Origin of the sequence: Ideonella sp. (assembly GCF_041914305.1) — a bacterium.
Classification (GTDB): Bacteria; Pseudomonadota; Gammaproteobacteria; order Burkholderiales; family Burkholderiaceae_C; genus Ideonella.
In genome coordinates this window covers 90038-107531 of record NZ_JAYSDQ010000007.1, presented here as the reverse complement: position 1 = coordinate 107531, position 17494 = coordinate 90038, and the positions used below count along the sequence as shown (strand labels likewise).

Annotated in this window: 19 protein-coding genes; 14 read left to right on the top strand and 5 right to left on the bottom strand. The window is 71.4% G+C overall.

Annotated elements, in window-relative coordinates; genetic code table 11:
* Positions 1-33: 33 nt before the first annotated feature.
* On the top strand, positions 34-915 hold the full coding sequence (locus ACE3SG_RS11370) for an intradiol ring-cleavage dioxygenase (RefSeq protein ID WP_374565048.1): 882 nt from the start codon (positions 34-36) through the stop codon (positions 913-915).
* A gap of 18 nt (positions 916-933) precedes the next feature.
* Here ACE3SG_RS11370 and ACE3SG_RS11365 read toward each other — a convergent pair whose 3' ends face one another.
* From ACE3SG_RS11365 to ACE3SG_RS11345, 5 genes are read right to left on the bottom strand one after another with little or no spacing between them, the layout of a single operon-like run.
* A complete protein-coding gene (locus ACE3SG_RS11365) occupies positions 934-1347 on the bottom strand; it encodes a VOC family protein (RefSeq protein ID WP_374565046.1) in 414 nt (137 codons plus the stop codon).
* Positions 1344-1733, bottom strand: coding sequence for a VOC family protein (locus ACE3SG_RS11360; protein WP_374565045.1), 390 nt, complete (start codon positions 1731-1733; stop codon positions 1344-1346). The genes ACE3SG_RS11365 and ACE3SG_RS11360 overlap by 4 nt, the downstream gene beginning before the upstream one ends.
* Before the next feature lie 21 nt (positions 1734-1754).
* Positions 1755-2312, bottom strand: a complete 558-nt coding sequence (locus ACE3SG_RS11355; protein ID WP_374565044.1) for a GNAT family N-acetyltransferase — start codon at positions 2310-2312, stop codon at positions 1755-1757.
* A gap of 56 nt (positions 2313-2368) precedes the next feature.
* Positions 2369-2899 (bottom strand): 2'-5' RNA ligase family protein, encoded by a 531-nt coding sequence (locus tag ACE3SG_RS11350; RefSeq protein WP_374565043.1) that lies wholly within the window; start codon positions 2897-2899, stop codon positions 2369-2371.
* Between the two features lie 4 nt (positions 2900-2903).
* Positions 2904-3641 (bottom strand): helix-turn-helix domain-containing protein, encoded by a 738-nt coding sequence (locus ACE3SG_RS11345; protein ID WP_374565042.1) that lies wholly within the window; start codon positions 3639-3641, stop codon positions 2904-2906.
* 132 nt (positions 3642-3773) lie between these two features.
* Here ACE3SG_RS11345 and ACE3SG_RS11340 point away from each other — a divergent pair, with 132 nt between their 5' ends.
* The 13 genes from ACE3SG_RS11340 to ACE3SG_RS11280 all read left to right on the top strand — a co-directional run bounded on the left by ACE3SG_RS11340 (position 3774) and on the right by ACE3SG_RS11280 (position 17466).
* Positions 3774-4682 carry an amidohydrolase family protein gene (locus ACE3SG_RS11340; RefSeq protein ID WP_374565040.1) on the top strand — a complete coding sequence of 303 codons (909 nt, stop codon included), beginning with the start codon at positions 3774-3776 and terminating at the stop codon, positions 4680-4682.
* Positions 4682-5041 carry a hypothetical protein gene (locus ACE3SG_RS11335; RefSeq protein ID WP_374565039.1) on the top strand — a complete coding sequence of 120 codons (360 nt, stop codon included), beginning with the start codon at positions 4682-4684 and terminating at the stop codon, positions 5039-5041. Before ACE3SG_RS11340 ends, ACE3SG_RS11335 begins: the two co-directional genes overlap by 1 nt.
* Before the next feature lie 105 nt (positions 5042-5146).
* Positions 5147-5629, top strand: coding sequence for a YiaA/YiaB family inner membrane protein (locus tag ACE3SG_RS11330; RefSeq protein ID WP_374565038.1), 483 nt, complete (start codon positions 5147-5149; stop codon positions 5627-5629).
* A gap of 15 nt (positions 5630-5644) precedes the next feature.
* Positions 5645-6109 carry a hypothetical protein gene (locus ACE3SG_RS11325; protein WP_374565037.1) on the top strand — a complete coding sequence of 155 codons (465 nt, stop codon included), beginning with the start codon at positions 5645-5647 and terminating at the stop codon, positions 6107-6109.
* Positions 6106-6909, top strand: a complete 804-nt coding sequence (locus tag ACE3SG_RS11320) for a DUF2145 domain-containing protein (RefSeq protein ID WP_374565036.1) — start codon at positions 6106-6108, stop codon at positions 6907-6909. The genes ACE3SG_RS11325 and ACE3SG_RS11320 overlap by 4 nt, the downstream gene beginning before the upstream one ends.
* Before the next feature lie 177 nt (positions 6910-7086).
* On the top strand, positions 7087-9045 hold the full coding sequence (locus ACE3SG_RS11315; protein WP_374565035.1) for an MFS transporter: 1959 nt from the start codon (positions 7087-7089) through the stop codon (positions 9043-9045).
* On the top strand, positions 9042-9332 hold the full coding sequence (locus ACE3SG_RS11310; protein ID WP_374565034.1) for a DUF805 domain-containing protein: 291 nt from the start codon (positions 9042-9044) through the stop codon (positions 9330-9332). The genes ACE3SG_RS11315 and ACE3SG_RS11310 overlap by 4 nt, the downstream gene beginning before the upstream one ends.
* Positions 9329-10378, top strand: a complete 1050-nt coding sequence (locus ACE3SG_RS11305) for a hypothetical protein (RefSeq protein WP_374565033.1) — start codon at positions 9329-9331, stop codon at positions 10376-10378. The genes ACE3SG_RS11310 and ACE3SG_RS11305 overlap by 4 nt, the downstream gene beginning before the upstream one ends.
* 37 nt (positions 10379-10415) lie before the next feature.
* Positions 10416-10718: a hypothetical protein gene (locus ACE3SG_RS11300; protein WP_374565032.1), complete on the top strand. Its 303-nt coding sequence runs from the start codon at positions 10416-10418 to the stop codon at positions 10716-10718.
* Positions 10708-11472, top strand: a complete 765-nt coding sequence (locus ACE3SG_RS11295; protein WP_374565031.1) for a prolipoprotein diacylglyceryl transferase — start codon at positions 10708-10710, stop codon at positions 11470-11472. Before ACE3SG_RS11300 ends, ACE3SG_RS11295 begins: the two co-directional genes overlap by 11 nt.
* Positions 11469-12926, top strand: a complete 1458-nt coding sequence (locus ACE3SG_RS11290; protein ID WP_374565030.1) for a radical SAM protein — start codon at positions 11469-11471, stop codon at positions 12924-12926. The genes ACE3SG_RS11295 and ACE3SG_RS11290 overlap by 4 nt, the downstream gene beginning before the upstream one ends.
* Before the next feature lie 146 nt (positions 12927-13072).
* Positions 13073-14689, top strand: a complete 1617-nt coding sequence (locus tag ACE3SG_RS11285; protein ID WP_374565029.1) for a FecR domain-containing protein — start codon at positions 13073-13075, stop codon at positions 14687-14689.
* Positions 14686-17466 (top strand): CHASE2 domain-containing protein, encoded by a 2781-nt coding sequence (locus ACE3SG_RS11280; RefSeq protein WP_374565028.1) that lies wholly within the window; start codon positions 14686-14688, stop codon positions 17464-17466. The genes ACE3SG_RS11285 and ACE3SG_RS11280 overlap by 4 nt, the downstream gene beginning before the upstream one ends.
* The last annotated feature ends 28 nt before the right edge of the window (positions 17467-17494 follow it).

Sequence of the window (17494 nt, the reverse complement as noted above, 5' to 3'; positions counted from 1 at the left end):
CGCCCGATACACGGGGCCGCCACGATGCAGGCCATGGAACCCCTGCACGACGCCCACCCGCACGGCCTGGCGGCCGACCTGAACACCCTGGCCCAGCGCGCGTTGGCGCGCCGCGGCGTGCTGCGCTGGCTGGCGGCCGGCGCCGCGCTGGCCGGGCCGATGGCACTGATCGGCTGCGGAGGCGGCGGTGACGCCGACGTCGGCGACAGCAGCAGCGACAGTGGCGACACCAGCGGTGACACCGGTGGCGACACCGGCAGCTGCTCGGTGATCCCGAGCGAAACCTCCGGCCCCTACCCGGCCGACGGCACCAACCGCAACAGCGGCGGCACCGTCAACGCGCTGGCGATGACCGGCATCGTGCGCCGCGACATCACCACGAGTTTTGGCGACCACGGCGACAACGTGGCCGAGGGCGTGCCACTGACGGTGACGCTGAAGCTGGTCAACACAGCCTCCAGCTGCGCCAATCTGGCGGGCTATGCGGTCTACCTGTGGCACTGCGACCGCGGCGGCAACTATTCGCTGTATTCAAGCGACGCGGCCGACGAGAACTACCTGCGCGGCGTGCAGATCAGCGACAGCAACGGCGAGGTCAGCTTCACGACCATCTTCCCGGCCTGCTACAGCGGGCGCTGGCCGCACATCCATTTCGAGGTCTATGCGAGCGAGGCCGAAGCGACCAGCGGCAACAACGCCGTCAAGACCTCGCAGCTCGCGCTGCCCAGCGCCGCCTGCCAGCAGGTCTATGGCGTGGCCAGCGGCTACGACGCCAGTGTCAGCAACTTCGCCCAGGTCTCGCTGTCCAGCGACAACGTGTTCAGCGACGACAGCGCGGCGCTGCAGTTGGCCACGGTCGACGGCAGCGTGTCGGCCGGGTTCACGGCGACGCTGACGGTCGGCGTCAGCGGCTGACCAGGCCGCCGAGGCCACTCACGCGTCCGGCGGGCCCTTCAGCTCGATGGTGTTGCCCTCGGGGTCGTCGAGGTAGATCGACGGCCCTTCGCCCTCGGCGCCGTAGCGCTGGCCAACCGGCCCGGCCGGCACCCCGTGCGCCGCCAGTTGCTGGTAGATCGCCTCGGCATCGAACGGCTCGACGCGGAAACAGAAGTGGTCGACGTTGCGGCCCTCGCGCCCCGGCGCGGCGCCGCCTGCGCGGCCCAGCTTGCCGTCCACCGGCACCAGGTCGACCAGCGAACGGCCGGCGCGCAGCTGCACCAGGCCGATCTCGTCCTGCCGCCGCTCGATGCGGCAGCCCAGCACGTCGACGTAGAAACGCAGCATCTTGTCCAGGTCGACCACGCGCAGCACGATGTGGTCGATTTCGCGCAGGGTGATCGCGCTCATGCAGCCGGCTGCACCAGGTTGATCAGGTTGCCGCAGCCGTCTTCGAACAGCACCACGGTGACCGGCCCCATCGCCTGCGGCTCGCCGCGAAAGCGCACGCCCTTGGCGGTCAAGCGTGCGAACTCGGCGGCGATGTCGCTGCTGATGAACGCGGTGGCCGGAATGCCGGCCTCGAACAGCGCGCGCTGGTAGTCCCGCGCCGGCGCGAAGGCCATCGGCTCCAGCACCAGCTCGACGCCGTCCGCGCCCTCGGGCGACGTGACGGTCAGCCAGCGGAACGGTCCCATCGGGATGTCATGCTTCTTCTCGAAGCCGAGCGTGTCGGTGTAGAAGGCCAGTGCCTTGTCCTGGTCGTCGACCATCAGGCTGGTGAGCTTGATTTGCATCGGGAGTCTCCAGAAGGGTGTTCAGGCCAGCGCGATCCGGTAGCGCAGGCCCGGGGTGCTGCCGAACGCGGCCGGCTTGGTGAAGCGCTCGAACAGCACGCCGCCGTTGGCCTCGATCACGCGCTGCGAGGCGTGGTTGCTGGGGTCGGTCGTGATCTCGACGAAGGGCAGGCCCTCGGCGCGCGCCAGCGGCAGCATCTGCGCCAGGGCCTGCGTCGCGTAGCCCCGCCGCTGCTTCCAGGGCACCACGTTGTAGCCAATGTGGCCCAGGCAGTACGGCGGTAGTTCGGTTGTGCCACGTTGCCAGCGGCAGCTGATGACGCCAGCGAACTCGCCGTCCCACAGCCACATCTTGAAGCCGGGAATGCGCGCCACCTGGCTGCCATCGGGCAGCGTGACCGGGCCACCTTCCGCGGTGCGGTCTTGCTGCTGCTGGATGAACAGCGGCTCGTCCTGCCGCAGGCGGGCCAGCTCTTCACGCGCGGCGATGTCGCCGCGCTGGCTGTCGGGTGACCAGCCGCGTTCGAGGGCGGCGATGTAGCCGGGCAGGTGGTCGAGGGTGGGGACGACGATTTGCATGAAGTGACAGTGTCGCTGCCGTTGAAAAGGCTTGTTAGATGCCGGGCCTTGCGAGGCTACCGGGCCAGCGGCAGCGTGGCCAGAACGCTGAAGCGGCCGCCTTCGATGCTGCCGACCGACAGCGCGTCGATCGTGGCACGCATGTCCAGGCCGCCGGCATTCAGCCCGTCGCACAAGCCCTTGGCGTGGCGCCGGTCGGGCGAGCTGCCGATCGTGATGTGGGGCGTGTAGGGCAGATCCAACCGCAGGTGATCGGCCAACGCGCCGGTGTACAGGTGGTCGTGCAACAGCGACAGCGCCGCATGCCCCTCGTCGGGCACGAGGAAAACATAGGCCCGCTCGGCCTCGTCGTCGGCACCGAGCATCGCGTAGCGGCAGCGAAACGCTATCGGCGCGGTGCGCTCGCCCACCTGTCGGACATGCGCCACGTAGGCCGGCTCGGGCACCGCGGCGCAGCCGAAGACCAGCGTGACGTGGGCGTCGATTCGCGCGCGCGTGGTTGCGTCGTGCTCGGCGCGAAAGCCATCGATGAACGCCGCGTCGGCGTCGTCGAGGCGTGGAAAGGCGACAGTGAGGAGCCGGCGCACCGCGTCACGCCTCACGCTTCATGTCGCGAAACGCGGCGAACAGCCACGAGCGCATGCCGATCACCAGCGTGTACGGGCGTTTCTGGTCGGGTGGCAGTTTCTGGTCGGCCAGGTGCTGCTGGGCAAAGTCCTGCGCGACGCGCTGCAGCCGTTCGTTGAACAGCGCCGCCAGGCTGCGGCCGATCTGGCCGTGGACCAGCGTCAGCATCTCGCCTTCGCCGTCGAAGCCGCCGGCGTAGTAGTCGGTCACGACCTCTTCGCGGAAGTACTGCATCACCGGCCCATGCGGCCGCCAGCGGAAGGTCTTGGCCACACGCAGCCGGTAGCGGTTCATCGGCCGCAGCTCGATGATGCCGAGCCGGTCGAGCTGCGCCAGGTACTTGATCGCCTCGGCTTCGCTGACGCGGTAGGTGGCGACGATCTGCTCGCAGGTCCATTGGCTGAGGCAACAGATCGCCAGCAGCAACACCTTGCGGTCGGCGACCACCGCACGCTCCTGCTCCAACGTCAGCTCGCTGCGCAGCGGTTGCGCATCGGCGACCTTGCGCGCCAGGTCGGCGAAGTCGAGCTTGAGCACGCGGCAGATCTCGTCGACGCGCACCAGCGGCATGTCGCCCTTGGCAAACATGCGCTTGACGCTCGACTCGGCCATGCCGATGCGCGGCGCCAGCTGGGCATAGGTGAGGCCGGCGAGCTTCAGCTCGGTCTTGATCTGCTCGACCAGGGCCTGGGTGGTGGACATGCGTTCAGCTCCCTCCGCTCGAACCACGTTCGAGACCAGTAGTAGCGCCACAGGATACCGCCTGGCTCGCGCCCGGCCACTCGGCAGCGCCAGGCGGAACTTTGGTGCCCACCGCAGCGAGCATGCCGCGCCATGAACGATTCGTCCTCCTTCCACCCGCACCGCCGCCGCGCGCTGTGCTGCGGCGCCGCGGCCATCGCCGGCCTGTTCACCAGCCTGGCCGCGCAGGCCGAGGCCACCCCACCGGCCATGCCCTGGCAAGCCTGGCCCGCCCCGCTGGCCGATCTGCTGCACCAGACCTTCGAAGGCCTGGACCCCGCCGCGCTGTGGGACGTGCACACCCATCTGCTCGGCAACGGCGACAGCGGCTCGGGCTGCAGCATCCATGCGTCGATGACCGAAGGCTGGCACCCGCTGGAGCGACTGCGGCGCACGGCCATCATGCAAGCCGCCGGCGTGCCGGGCGAGGCGCTGGGCGAGGGCGGCGTCGACCGCGCCTACGTCGAACGGTTGCGCAGGCTCGCGGCCGGCTTCCCGCCCGGCGCACGCTGGCTGCTGTTCGCCTTCGACCGCGCGCTGGACGACCAGGCCCGCGAGCGGCCCGACTGGACCACCTTCCACGTGCCCGATGCCTACGCGCAGCAGGTGGCCGCGGCCACGCCCGATCGCTTCGGCTGGGTCGCGTCGATCCACCCGCTGCGCCCCGATGCGCTCGAACGACTGGACCGGGCGATTGCCGGCGGCGCACTGGCCATCAAGTGGCTGCCGAGCGCGATGGCGATCGACCTGCGCGACCGCCGGCTCAGCGCCTTCTATGCGCGGCTGGCCGCGAGCCGCACGCCGCTGATCGTGCACTGCGGCGAAGAAAAGGCCGTGCCCGGCGCCGGCCGCGACGAGCTGGGCAACCCGCTGCTGGTGCGCGCACCGCTGCGGGCGGGGGTTCGCGTCATCGTCGCGCACTGCGCCTCGCTCGGCCAGGCGCTGGACCTGGACCAGCGGCGCCCGACGATGCGCCCCGCCTTCGATCTGTCGCCAGGCTGATGGACGAGCCGGCGTGGCGCGACCAACTGCTGGGCGACATCTCGGCGCTGTTCCAGGTCAACCGCAGCGCCGACGCCTGGCGCACGGTGCTGCAACGCGCCGACTGGCACCCGCGCCTGCTGCACGGCTCGGACTACCCGCTGCCCGGCGTCGGGCTGCTGTACTCGACCGCACGGCTGGTGCACGAAGGCCTGCTGGACGCCAACGACGTCGCGCCGCTGGAACGCCTGCGCCGCCACAACCCGCTGCTGTTCGACCTGGCCCTGAAGCGCCGCGTGGCGTGGCGCGGCGAGCGGCTGTCGCCGCTGGTGTTCGACACCCGCTGGCACTTCGTGCAGGCCCCGGCAGGTATCGCTTGACGATACCCAACTGCGCGTTCGGCGCTACAGCCGCACCCGAAATGGAACTTTCGTGTCGAGCTGTCGCAGCATGCACCCATGTTCAACAGCCCCAGAGGCACCCGTATGAGTACCCCGTCACCCCGCTTCATCGTCCGCCGCGACACCAAGGCCTGGCGCGCCCAGGTCTGGATCTCGTTCGGTGTGTCGATCGCGGTCTGTGCCACCGGCCTGGCCTGGCTGCCGGGTGAAGACCTGGACCGGGCCTTCATGGTGATGGGTTATGTGTTCTGCCTCAGCTCGGCCTTCGCGCTGGCCAAGTATGTGCGTGACCTGGAGATGCGCGGCCCCAACGGCGACACGCCGATGTGGAACCTGGTGGTCTGGGGCGGTTTCGGCCTAGCGATGGGCCTGACCGGCTGGGGCCTGTGGCGCATGACGATCAACCCGACCTACAAGGCCTATCTGCTGGTCAGCTGGTTGTTCCTGATCTCGAGCGCCTTCACACTGGCCAAGACGCTGCGTGATGCCTTCGAAGCCGACCGCGCCGAGGCCTCGCTGCACCACCACCGCGAGCCGCGTGGCGAAGCGGCCGACCGCAACGCCTGACCCTGGAGCCGCCCCATGAACACGTCATCGATCAAGAAAGCCACCACCATGTCCACCCGCTCGCTGTTCTGCGCCACGGCCTTGGCGCTGGCGCTCGCCGCCGCCACCTCGCCGGCACAGGCCCATGACCCGTCGAGAGACTTGAGCGCGGCCTCGGGCCTGTCGCTGTCGGTGCCGGTCGCGATCTCGGTCGCGGCCCCGTCGGCGGTGCTGGTCAGCGGCGCGGCCTTCACCGTCGTCGCGGTCGAGGCGCTGGCCGAGGGCACCGTGTGGGTGCTGGAGCGCGCGTCGGACGGCGTGCGCTTCTCGGTGCGCTTCGGCAGCCAGGTGGCCGGCGCGTCGGTGGTGGTGGCCGGCACGCTGGTGGTCGCCAGCGTGGTGGCGGCCGGCTGCGTGCTGTCGGCCGCCGGCGAGGCGATCGCCTTCATCCCCAATGAGATCGGCCGTGCGCTGATCTATGACGAACGGATCACCCGATGAGCGCGCTCCATTCACCGCGCCGCGCGCTCGTGGCGCTGGCCGCGGCCGCCGTCCTGGCGCTGCCCGCGGCCCACGCCGGCCAGACCTGCGAAGAAGGCAAGCTGACCGGTCGCGAGCTGGCCGCCGGCATGGAGCTGGCTGCCCACACCGCCGACAAGCTCAATGCCTCGGGCGCCAAGGTGGTGCTGCTGGCCCGCGCCGGGCAGGACCTGTCGAAATACGGCCTGCGCTGGTCACACCTGGGCCTGGCCTACAAGGACGACTCGGCCGGCGGCGCCTGGCGCATCGTGCACAAGCTCAACGCCTGCGGCACCGACCATGCCGATGTGTTCCGCCAGGGCCTGGGCGAGTTCTTCAACGACCGGCCGTTTCGCTACGAAGCCGCGTTCGTGGCGCTGTCGCCCGAGCTGCAGGACCGCGTGCTGCCGCTGCTGCGCGACAACACCGCCGTGACCCGGCTGCACACGCCGCGCTACAGCATGGTGGCCTATGCCTACGCCACGCGCTACCAGCAGTCCAACCAATGGGCACTGGAGACGCTGGCGATGGCGATCGAGCCGGCCAACACCAGCCGTGCCCAGGCCCAGGCCTGGCTGCGCAACCAGGGCTACCGGCCCAGCGTGATGCACATCGACACCTTCACCCGGCTCGGCGCCCGGCTGACGCGGGCCAACGTCGAATTCGACGACCACCCGACCGGCGACCGCTTCGCCGGCCACATCGCCACGGCCACCGTCGATTCGATCTTCGACTGGCTCAGCCGCACGCAGCGCGGCGGCGCCATGCAGACCGTGCGCTAGCAGCGCGGCCGCAACACTCGCCAACCCCGATCGGCAGCGCCACCGCGCTGCGGCATCATCCAGCCCCATCGCTCTTGAGTCAGCGCAGGGCCGATCCCCGGCTGACTCAACCCCCTCGGGGGGCCTGGCGCGAAGCGTCAGGTCAGGGGGCCCTTTCTTTTCCAGCGAGGTTTGTCCATGTCCACCCCCTCCAGCCCCGGCCCGGCCCACGAAAGCAGCCAGTTCGCGCTGCTCGGCCAGCGCCGCTTCGCCCCCTTCTTCTGGACCCAGTTCCTCGGCGCCGCGAACGACAACATCTTCAAGTTCGCCTTCACGGTGCTGGTGACCTACCAGCTGAGCCTGTCGTGGCTGCCGGGGAAGATGGCAGGCCTCGTGATCGGCGCCGTCTTCATCGCACCGTTCCTGCTGTTCTCGGCCACCTCGGGCCAGCTGGCCGACAAGTACGACAAGGCGACGCTGACGCGGCTGGTGAAGAACCTCGAGCTGCTGATCATGGTGCTGGGCGCGGTGGGCCTGTTCACCACGCTGGTGCCGCTGCTGCTGGGCTGCATCTTCCTGCTCGGCCTGCACAGCACGCTGTTCGGCCCGGTCAAGTACGCCTACCTGCCGCAGCACCTGAACGAGCACGAGCTGACCGGCGGCAACGGCATGATCGAGATGGGCACCTTCGTCGCGATCCTGCTCGGCAACCTGGCCGGCGGCGTGCTGATCGCGCTGCCGGCCGACGCCTGGCTGCCGGGCACCCAGGCCGTCGCGCTGGTCTGCCTGGCGCTGGCTGTCGTCGGCCGGCTGGTCGCGCAGGCCGTGCCGGCCACGCCGTCGACCGCGCCGGGGCTGAAGGTCAACTGGAACCCGGTGAGCGAAACCTGGCGCAACCTGAAGCTGGCGCACGAAGGCGTCGCCGTCTTCCGCTCGCTCCTCGGCATCTCGTGGATGTGGTTCTTCGGCGCGGTGTTCCTGAGCCAGTTCCCGGCGTTTGCGAAAGACGTGCTGCACGGCAACGAGCAGGTCGCCTCGCTGCTGCTGGTGGTGTTCTCGCTCGGCATCGCCACCGGCTCGCTGCTGTGCGAAACGCTGAGCCGCCGCCATGTCGAGATCGGCCTGGTGCCGCTGGGCGCGATCGGCATGAGCGTGTTCGCGGCCGACCTGTACCTGGCCTCGCGCGGCCTGGGCGCGAACAGCAGTGGCACGATGACGGTCGGCGCCTTCATCACGCAGCTGGCCCACTGGCGCGTGCTGGCCGACCTGTTCGCGCTGTCGCTGGCCGCCGGCCTGTACAGCGTGCCGATGTACGCGCTGATCCAGCTGCGCTCGCCGCCCAGCCACCGTGCCCGCATCATCGCGGCCAACAACATCCTCAACGCGCTGTTCATGATCGGCAGCAGCCTGATCGTCGGTGCACTGCTGTCGGCGGGCGTCAGCATCCCCGAGGTCTTCGGCCTGATCGCGCTGGCCAACCTGGTGGTCGGCGGCTACATCTTCCTGCTGGTGCCCGAATACCTGCTGCGCTTTCTGGCCTGGGTGCTGTCGCGCTTCGTCTACCGGCTGCGCCTGATCGGCGACGAGCACATCCCGGCCACCGGCGCGGCGGTGATCGTCTGCAACCACGTCAGCTTCGTCGACGCAGTGCTGCTGATGGCGGCGAGCCCGCGGCCGATCCGCTTCGTGATGGACCACCGCATCTTCAAGGTGCCGGTGCTGGGCTGGATGTTCAAGCTGGCCAAGGCGATCCCGATCGCGCCGCGCGGTGAAGACCCGGCCGCCTACGAGGCCGCGTTCGCCGCCGCCGATGCGGTGCTGGCCGATGGTGAGCTGATCGGCATCTTTCCCGAGGGCGGCATCACCAACGACGGCAACCTGCAGCCGTTCAAGGGCGGCGTGATGAAGATTCTCGAGCGCCGGCCGGTGCCGGTGGTGCCGGTGGCGCTGGTCAACCTGTGGGGCTCGTTCTTCTCGCGCGCCGAAGGGGGCCGGGCGATGGTCAAGCCTTTCCGCCGCGGGCTGTTCAGCCGCGTCAGCGTGGTGGCGGCCCCGCCGATGGCGCCCGAGCAAGTCACGCCGGACGGCCTGCGCGCCACCGTGCACGGCCTGCTGCAGGCCCATGGCGAGCCGGTGCTGCTGCCGGCCGCGGCATGAACGCCGAGTCGCGCCTGGGCCGCCAGGGCTTCTGGATCACCAGCGTGCTGGTCTGGGCCGCGTTCTTCGGCTTGCAGCCGCTGCTGGCCGGCTGGCCGACGCTGGGCCTGGCCTGGGCCGCGGCGGCGTTGCTGGTGCTGGTGGTGTTGATGCGCGCGCGGCTGCTCGACCGCGGCCTGAGCCCCTGGTGGCTGCTGGCCCTGGCGGTGCCGGTGCTCGGCGCGCTGTGGTTGTTCTGGGAGCTGGCCTGCCGCCAGGCCCATGACGCAGGGGTGCCGCGCCGATGACACGACGACTGCCCCAAGCGCCACGCCGCGCCGTGGCGCTGCTGGTGATCGGCCTGGCCGCGTGGGCCGGTGTCTCGGCGGCCGACGGCCTGTCGCGCACGCCCGACGAGCACCGCCGCGGCGGTGTGCAGACCTACCGCAGCCTGCCCGAATGGCGGCCGGTGCAAAGCCAGGCCGAGCTGGCCGACTACCTGGCCGCGCAGCGCGCGCCGAGCGCGTTTCCGTTCTTCAGCCAGGTGGCGCAGTTCTGGCAAAGCTACGGCGAGATCAGCCAGGCCACGCCCAGCCAGACCTTCGACGCCGGCTACCACCTGCGCTCGATCATGATCGGCCTGCAGACCAGCGCAGAGTACAGCCTGAAGGCCTGCTACGAGGCCACCGTGGGCCGACTGGCCGAGGCCAGCGCGACCGGCCCGACCGCCGAGGAGCAACTGGCCGCGCGCGTCGCCCAGGACCACGCCACGTTCATCCGCAGCCGGCCAGCGCGAGAGTACGACTACGGCGCCCGCTTGAAAGAGCTGTGGCAGGCCACGCCGCTGTGGGGTGACGACCTGCTGCGCAAATGGGAGCGGCGCTTTGCCCTCAGCACCGAATACGGCGCGAAGGCCGCCTACGGCTGGCTGATGCAGCAGGTCGACAAGCCCGCGTCACCGCCACCGCCCGCCACCACCGCGCTGCTGCTGGACCGCTGGCCCAGCGGCGCCGCCGAGTTGCCGGCGATGAAGCGCCTGCGCGACCTGGGCACCGGCGTGCTGGTCAGCGTGCCGCGCCGCGGCGGCTTCACCCACCATGCCGGCGTGCTGGCGCGCCAGGGCGTGCAGATCGCCGAGGTGGCCGGCAACCAGGGCCCGATCCTCGTCAGCCTGCTGACCCCGCGTGACGCAGCGCCGGTGGCCGAGGCGCGGCTGCTGTTCGCGCAGCCGGTGCTGACGCGGCCCGACACCGAGCGGCGCTGGCTGACGGTGCCGGTGCCGCAGCTGGCCGACGCACTGCGCGCCTGGACGGCGCGGCCCGAGTTGCAGGTCGAGCACCTGTACGACTACTGACGCATCGCGACCACCCCGTCACGCCAAAGGAGCTTCGATGCCACCCACCCCCAACGACACGCCCTCGCCCCTGGGGCGTGCGGTGGTCATGCTGCTGCTGATCCTGGCGGTCTGCGGCCTGGGCTTGGTCACGCTGTGCGGCGGCGTGTTCACGGTCGCCGGCATGGGCGGCGGCGAATACATCGGCGGCGTCTGGATCATCTCGGTGCCGTCGCTGCTGATCGGCGGCTGGCTGTTCTACCTCTGTGCGCGCCAGCTGCGCCGGCTGTGGCTGGCTGCACCGCCAGCACCGACGCCACCGACGCCACCGACGCCACCCTCGGCGGGCGATGATCACTGAGCTGCACACCGCGGCGTGGGTGCACACCACGTTCGAGTACCTCGGCATCGCCACCGGTGCCTGGCTCTGGCGCCGCACGCTGCGCACGCAACAGCTCGGTGGCCCGCTGTCGGACCGCAACTTCGCCGTCGTCGTCGGCCTGCTGCTCGGCGCGGCGATCGGCAACAAGGCGGTGTACCTGGTCGAGCGGCCCGATGTCGCCCTGGCGATCTGGCACGGCCAGGCACTGTGGCCGGGCCAGAGCATCGTCGGCGGGCTGCTGGGCGGCTTGATCGGCGTCGAACTCGCCAAGTGGGCCAGCGGCCAGACACGCAGCACCGGCGACGCGCTGGTGCTGCCGCTGGTGGCCGGCATCACGATCGGCCGCATCGGCTGTTTTCTGGCCGGGCTGCACGACGACACCTACGGCCTGCCCACGACGCTGCCCTGGGGCGTCGACCTCGGTGACGGCGTGGCGCGCCACCCGTCGCCGCTGTACGAGATCGCGTTCCTGGGGGCGCTGGGCACGTGGCTGTGGCGCACGCGTGAGCGATGGGCCGCGGTGCCCGGCCTGCAGTTCAAGCTCTTTCTCGGCGGCTACCTGCTGTGGCGGCTGCTCGGTGACGGCCTGAAGCCGGTTCGCCAGCCCTACCCCTTCGGCCTGTCCGGCATCCAGTGGGTGTGCGGCGTCGCGTTGCTGTTCTACGCCCCGCTGGTGTGGCGCGCGATCGGCCGCCTGCCCCCCAAGGCCCGAACCGAGGCCCGCACCACATGAGCGACCGCAAGACCCGCCCCTACCTCTTCTACGACACCACGCAGTCGGTGTGCACCACCTGCCTTCGCCAGATCGAGGCCAAGATCGTCTTCAAGGACGGGCGTGTCTACATGGACAAGTGGTGTCCGGTGCACGGCACCGAGCGTGTGCTGATGAGCGACGACGTCGCCTACTACCGGCTGTGCCGCGAGGTCTTCGTCAAGCCGCCCGAGATGCCGCAGCGCTTCGAGACGACGATGCGCCACGGCTGCCCCTACGACTGCGGGCTGTGCCCGGACCACATGCAGCACAGCTGCCTGGCGGTGGTCGAGATCACCGACCACTGCAACCTGCGTTGCCCGACCTGCTACGCATCGTCTGGCCCCGAGCGGCTGACGCACCGCAGCTTCGACGAGGTGCTGGCGATGCTCGACGCGGTGGTGGCCAGCGAAGGCCAGGCCGACGTGGTGCAGATCAGCGGCGGCGAGCCCACGCTGCACCCGCGATTTTTCGACATCCTCGACGCGGCGAAGGCTCGGCCGATCCGCCACCTGATGCTCAACACCAACGGCATCCGCCTCGCGCAGGAGCCGGGCTTTGCCGAGCGGCTGGCGAGTTACGCGCCCGGCTTCGAGGTGTACCTGCAGTTTGATTCACTGCGCCGCGAGCCGCTGCTGGACCTGCGCGGCGCCGACCTGCGCCGCATCCGGCAAGAGGCGCTCGACAAGCTCAATGCGCTGAACCTGTCGACCACGCTGGTGATGACCGTCAAGCGCGGTGTCAACGACGACGAGATCGGCGAGGTCATCCGCTTTGCCGCACAGCAGCGCTGCGTGCGCGGCGTGACGCTGCAGCCGGTGCAGGACGCCGGCCGCGTCGACGCCTACGACGCCACGAAACACCGGCTGACGGTCAGCGAAATCCGCCGCCGCATCGTCGAGCAATCGGGCCTGTTCAGCGCCGAAGATGTGGTGCCCGTGCCCTGCAACCCCGACACACTGGCGATGGCCTATGCGCTGCGTACCGACGACAACACGCTGCAGCCGCTGACGCGTTTTCTCGACCCGCGCACGCTGGTCGAAGGGGCCGGCAACACGATCGTCTTCGAGCACGACGCGTCGTTGAAGCAGCAGGTGTTCAAGCTCTTCTCGACCAACCACTCGCCCGAGTCGCAGGCCAGCTGCCTGAGCGACCTGATGTGCTGCCTGCCGAAGGTCGCCGCGCCGGCGGCGCTCGATTACACCAAGGTGTTCCGCGTGCTGATCGTGCAGTTCATGGACGCCCGCGGGCTCGACATCCGCGCGCTGAAAAAGAGCTGCATCCACATGGCCCAGCCCGACGGCCGGATGGTCCCGTTCGAGAGCCACAACATCTTCTACCGCGACGAGCGGGCGCTGACGCTGGCCGCGCTGCGCGCCGAGCTCGACCGTTTCCACCAGGCCCGGCGCGGCGCCGTGCCGATCGTCGCGTCGTAGCCCGGGCGGGCAGACCGCTGGCAAGCGACGTGCCGGCCACACTACACTGCAACGGTCGAACGCCCAAAAGGGTGGTGCCCATCGCCACCCCATAACACCGCGCCGACACGCCCCGCCTCACGGTTTCGATGAAACGAGATCGCACCATGCCGATTGGCCGCGCCATCGCCATTGCCGCCGCCGGGCTGGCCGGCCTGTTGGCCGCCAGCGCCAGCGCTGCGGCTGAAGAGACCTGGGACTACCGTGTCGTACCCGGCGACACGCTGATCGGAGTGCGCGACCGCCTGCTGGTGCCCGGCAGCGACTGGCGCGTGCTGCAGCGGCTGAACCACGTCGACAACCCGCGCCGGCTGATGCCCGCCAGCACGCTGCGCATCCCGCTCAAGATGCTGCGCCTGCAGCCGCTGTTCGCCGACGTGCTGTACACCCATGGCGACGTGCGCGTCGAGCGCGCCGGCGCCACCGCGCAGCCGCTGGCCGGCGGCGAGCGCGTCAACACCGGCGACCTGGTGCGCACCGGCCCGCAGTCGTCGACCGTGCTGCGCTTCGGCGACGGCGCCCGTGTGGTCGTGCGGCCCGACAGCCTGCTGCGGGTCGAGCAGTCGGCGCGGCTGGGCAGCAGCCCCACGGTCGACACCCGGCTGCGGCTGGACAGCGGCGGCGCCGACACCCAGGTGCCCAAGCAGAGTGCGCGGCGCTTCGAGATCCGCACGCCGGTGGCCAACCTGGGCGTGCGCGGCACCGAATTCCGCACCCGGGCCAGCGCCGAGCAGACGGCCGTCGAGGTGCTGGAGGGCAACGTCGCCGCCACCGGCACCGGCACCCAGGGCGTCAACGCCGGCTTCGGCACGGTGGCCACCGCGCAGGCGGTGAGCGCCGCCTCGCCGCTGCTGGCGGCGCCCGAGCTGGCGCAGCTGCCGCGCCGCATCGACCGCCTGCCGCTGAACCTGCCGTGGGTGTCGAGCGCCGACGCCGGCACCCGCTACCGGGCCCAGGTGGTCGACGCGCAGCGGCCCGACCAGCTGCTGCTCGACGGCCTGTTCACCGGCCACGCCGCGCGCTGGAGCGACGACCTGCCCGATGGCGACTACCTGCTGCGCGTGCGCGCCGTCGACAGCCGCGGCCTCGAAGGCCGCGATGCCACCGCCGCCTTCACGCTGAAGGCGCGGCCCGAGCCGCCGTTCACCACCGAGCCCCGGGCCGGCCAGCGCACCGCCGACGAGACCATCGGCTTCGGCTGGACGATCCACCCCGGCGCGGCCCGCTATCGCCTGCAAGTGGCCGACACGCCCGATTTCGCCCAGCCGCGCGTCGACCGCGACGACGTGACCGGCCACACGCTGAGCCTGCCGCTGCCGGTGGGCACCCACCACTGGCGCATGGCCAGCATCCGCGCCGACGGCGACACCGGCCCCTGGGGCGATCCGCAGCAGGTGACCCGCGTCGCCCTGCCGCCGCCGCCCGAAAGCCAGCCCCCGCAGACCACCGGCGACGGCGTGCTGCTGGTCTGGCGCGAATCGGCCGGCGCCCACTACCAGGTGCAGGTGGCGCGCGAGGCCGGCTTTGCCGAGCTGCTGCACGACGAGCAGGTCGACACGCCGCAGTGGCTGCTGCGCGCGCCGCCGGCGGGGCGCTACTTCGTCCGTGTCCGCTCGGTCGACGCCGACGGTTTTGCCGGGCCGTTCGGCGCGCCGCAGCAGGTCGACGTGCCCTCCTCACTGACCTGGCTGTGGATGCTGCTGCCGCTCGTGCTGCTGCTGTGAGCCCCACCCCGGCGGCACGTGAACCGATCGCCTGGGTGCCGCTGGGCGCCTGGCTGGTCGGGCTGCTGCTGGCCTGGACACCGCTGCAGGCGCTGCTGTCGCAGCCGATGGTCGATTGGCAGCTGCGGCGCGTGGCGCCCACCGCGCCGCCGGCAGGCGTGGTGGTGGTCGACATCGACGAGGCCTCGCTGCAGGCCTTGAAGCCGGTGTTCGGCAACTGGCCGTTCAAGCGCGGCGTCTATGCGCTGGCGATCGAGCAGCTGCGCGAGGCCGGCGCCAGCGCGATCGCGATCGACCTGCTGCTGGCCGACGCACACGAAGGCGACGAGGCGCTGGCCCAGGCGATCGCCCGGCCCGGCGCGCCGGTGGTGCTGGCCGCCGCCGGCCTGCGCCAAGCGCCGGACGGCACGGCCCCGCCAGCCGCCACCACGTCGCAACCGCCCGACCCGCCCGCCCGCGCGTGGCCGGCCTTCGCGATGCCGGCCGACAGCCTGCTGAAGGCCTGGCCTGGCGCGCCCCGCATCGGCGTGATCACCGCCCCGCTGGACGACGACGGCCGGCTGCGCCGGCTGCCGCTGTGGCACGAGGCGCAGGGCCGGCGGCTGCCGCTGATGCCACTGGCCGTGTGGTCGGCGCTGCAGCCGGGCGCGGCGCCGCAGGCGCGCGATGTCGATGGCGAGGGCCTGATCCGCGTCGCCTTCGCCGGCAACAAGGCGGCCGTGCCGACGCTGCCGTTTGCCGACGTGGCGCGCCCGGCCCTGGGGCTGGCCTCGGCCGATGCGCTGAAGCAGGCGGTGCAGGGGCGCGTCGTGTTCATCGGCAGCACGGCTTCGCTGGCCGACAACGTGATGACTGTCAGCGGCCAGCTGGGCGGTACCGCGGTGCTGGCCCAGACCTTCGACGCGATGCGCCAGGACCGCCTGCTGCGCCCGCCCGGCCCGGGGCCGCAGGCGCTGCTGATGGCCATGGCGCTGCTGCCGGCGCTGTGGACCTGGCGCCGCGGGCGCGCCCGCGGCGGGGCCGACGCGGTGGCGGCCGGCCTGGCCGCGGCGGCGGTCGTCGGCGCCGGGCTGGCGATGCTGTGGGGCTTGCGCATCGTCACGCTGTGGGCCGCGCCGCTGGCGGTGGCCGCTGCGGGCTGGCTGCTGGCCGAGGCCGCGCGCCAGCATGCGCAGCTGCTGACCAACCGCCGGCTGGCCTACGAGCGCGCCGTGGCCGCCGCCGCCAACAAGGCCAAGAGCGAGTTCCTGGCCAACGTCAGCCACGAGATCCGCACGCCGATGAACGCCTTGCTCGGCGTGGCCGAGCTGCTGGCCGAGTCCGAGCTGACGCCGCAGCAGCGGCAGCAGGTGCAGATCTTTCGCGAGGCCGGCCGCACGCTGCAGGAGTTGATCAACGACCTGCTCGACCTGTCGAAGATCGAGGCCGGCCGGCTCGAGCTGCACAGCGCGCCGTTCTCGCTACACCACACGCTCGAACGCCTGATCGCGCTGCAGCGTGCCAACGCCGAACAGAAGGGCCTGCAGCTGGCGCTCGACATCGCCGCCCAGGTGCCCGACGCGGTCGTCGGCGACCGCCAGCGGCTGGAGCAGGCGCTGAACAACCTGCTCGGCAACGCGATCAAGTTCACCTCGCAAGGCAGCGTGCGGCTGCGCGCCGAGCCGGTGCCGCACAGCCCCACCGGCGAGCTGCGGCTGAGCGTGGTCGACAGCGGCATCGGCATCGCACCGAGCAAGCTCGAAGCGATCTTCGACCCCTTCACCCAGGCCGAGGGCGGCATCTCGCGCCACTACGGCGGCACCGGGCTGGGCCTGTCGATCACGCGCAGCCTGGTCCAGCTGATGGGCGGGCGGGTCGAGGTGCGCAGCGTGCCGGGCCAGGGCAGCACCTTCACGTTGACGCTGCCGCTGCCGCCCGCGCCCGCGACCGCAGTGCCGGCGATGGCCGCCACGGCCGGTGTCGGCGGCGCGCGGCCGGCCGCGGCCAGCGCGCAGGCCGAGCCGCACCTGCTGCTGGCCGAGGACAACGAGGTCAACGTCTACCTGTTCCAGGCGATGCTGGCCGGCCAGGGCTGGCGCATCGATGTCGCGCCGAACGGGCCGACCGCCGTCGAGCTGGCGCAGCGCCACGCCTACGACCTGATCTTCATGGACGTGCAGATGCCCGGCATGGACGGCCTGAGCGTGACGCGCGAGCTGCGCCGCTTCGAGCGCGTCAGCGGGCGGGCGCGGGCGCCGGTGGTGGCGCTGACCGCCAACGCCTACGAGCGCGACGTGCTCGACAGCGCCGCCGCCGGCTGCGACATGCACATGGCCAAGCCGTTCACCAAGGCCGATCTGCTGGCCGTGCTGGCGCGCTTTGCGCCGGCGGTGCCGGCCGCTGCCGCGCGGCCGGCCGCGGCCCCGCCGCCGCCGCCGGCGGTGATCGACGCACCGCGGGCCCTGGCCCGGCTGGGGGCCGACGCCGCGCGCTACCCGCAGATGCGGGCCCACGCCAAGGTCTTCGTCGACCGCTGGGCGCAGGACTTTGCCGCCGCCTCGGCGCAGGGCCGCGGCGAGCTGCGCCTGGGGCTGGTGCGCGACCTGCACCAGATCGCCGACGGCATCGGCGCCCAGGCGCTGGCCAATGCCGCCTCGCAGCTCGAAGAGGCGATCGCGGCGCCCCGCCCGGTCGAGGCCCAGGCCGCGGCGCTGGCGCGGGTCGAGGCCGAGATCGCGCCGGTGATCGTCGAGCTCACGCTCGGCACGCCGGCCCCCGGGGCCGCCTCGACGGTTTGAGCCGGCAGCCACTGCGGTGATCGCTCTC

Excerpts from the sequence above, each read along its gene's own strand:
- ACE3SG_RS11370 (WP_374565048.1), top strand. The coding sequence starts at position 34 with ATGGAACCCCTGCACGACGCCCACCCGCACGGCCTGGCGGCCGACCTG.
- ACE3SG_RS11365 (WP_374565046.1), bottom strand. The coding sequence starts at position 1,347 with ATGAGCGCGATCACCCTGCGCGAAATCGACCACATCGTGCTGCGCGTG.
- ACE3SG_RS11360 (WP_374565045.1), bottom strand. The coding sequence starts at position 1,733 with ATGCAAATCAAGCTCACCAGCCTGATGGTCGACGACCAGGACAAGGCA.
- ACE3SG_RS11355 (WP_374565044.1), bottom strand. The coding sequence starts at position 2,312 with ATGCAAATCGTCGTCCCCACCCTCGACCACCTGCCCGGCTACATCGCC.
- ACE3SG_RS11345 (WP_374565042.1), bottom strand. The coding sequence starts at position 3,641 with ATGTCCACCACCCAGGCCCTGGTCGAGCAGATCAAGACCGAGCTGAAG.
- ACE3SG_RS11340 (WP_374565040.1), top strand. The coding sequence starts at position 3,774 with ATGAACGATTCGTCCTCCTTCCACCCGCACCGCCGCCGCGCGCTGTGC.
- ACE3SG_RS11335 (WP_374565039.1), top strand. The coding sequence starts at position 4,682 with ATGGACGAGCCGGCGTGGCGCGACCAACTGCTGGGCGACATCTCGGCG.
- ACE3SG_RS11330 (WP_374565038.1), top strand. The coding sequence starts at position 5,147 with ATGAGTACCCCGTCACCCCGCTTCATCGTCCGCCGCGACACCAAGGCC.
- ACE3SG_RS11325 (WP_374565037.1), top strand. The coding sequence starts at position 5,645 with ATGAACACGTCATCGATCAAGAAAGCCACCACCATGTCCACCCGCTCG.
- ACE3SG_RS11320 (WP_374565036.1), top strand. The coding sequence starts at position 6,106 with ATGAGCGCGCTCCATTCACCGCGCCGCGCGCTCGTGGCGCTGGCCGCG.
- ACE3SG_RS11315 (WP_374565035.1), top strand. The coding sequence starts at position 7,087 with ATGTCCACCCCCTCCAGCCCCGGCCCGGCCCACGAAAGCAGCCAGTTC.
- ACE3SG_RS11310 (WP_374565034.1), top strand. The coding sequence starts at position 9,042 with ATGAACGCCGAGTCGCGCCTGGGCCGCCAGGGCTTCTGGATCACCAGC.
- ACE3SG_RS11305 (WP_374565033.1), top strand. The coding sequence starts at position 9,329 with ATGACACGACGACTGCCCCAAGCGCCACGCCGCGCCGTGGCGCTGCTG.
- ACE3SG_RS11300 (WP_374565032.1), top strand. The coding sequence starts at position 10,416 with ATGCCACCCACCCCCAACGACACGCCCTCGCCCCTGGGGCGTGCGGTG.
- ACE3SG_RS11295 (WP_374565031.1), top strand. The coding sequence starts at position 10,708 with ATGATCACTGAGCTGCACACCGCGGCGTGGGTGCACACCACGTTCGAG.
- ACE3SG_RS11290 (WP_374565030.1), top strand. The coding sequence starts at position 11,469 with ATGAGCGACCGCAAGACCCGCCCCTACCTCTTCTACGACACCACGCAG.
- ACE3SG_RS11285 (WP_374565029.1), top strand. The coding sequence starts at position 13,073 with ATGCCGATTGGCCGCGCCATCGCCATTGCCGCCGCCGGGCTGGCCGGC.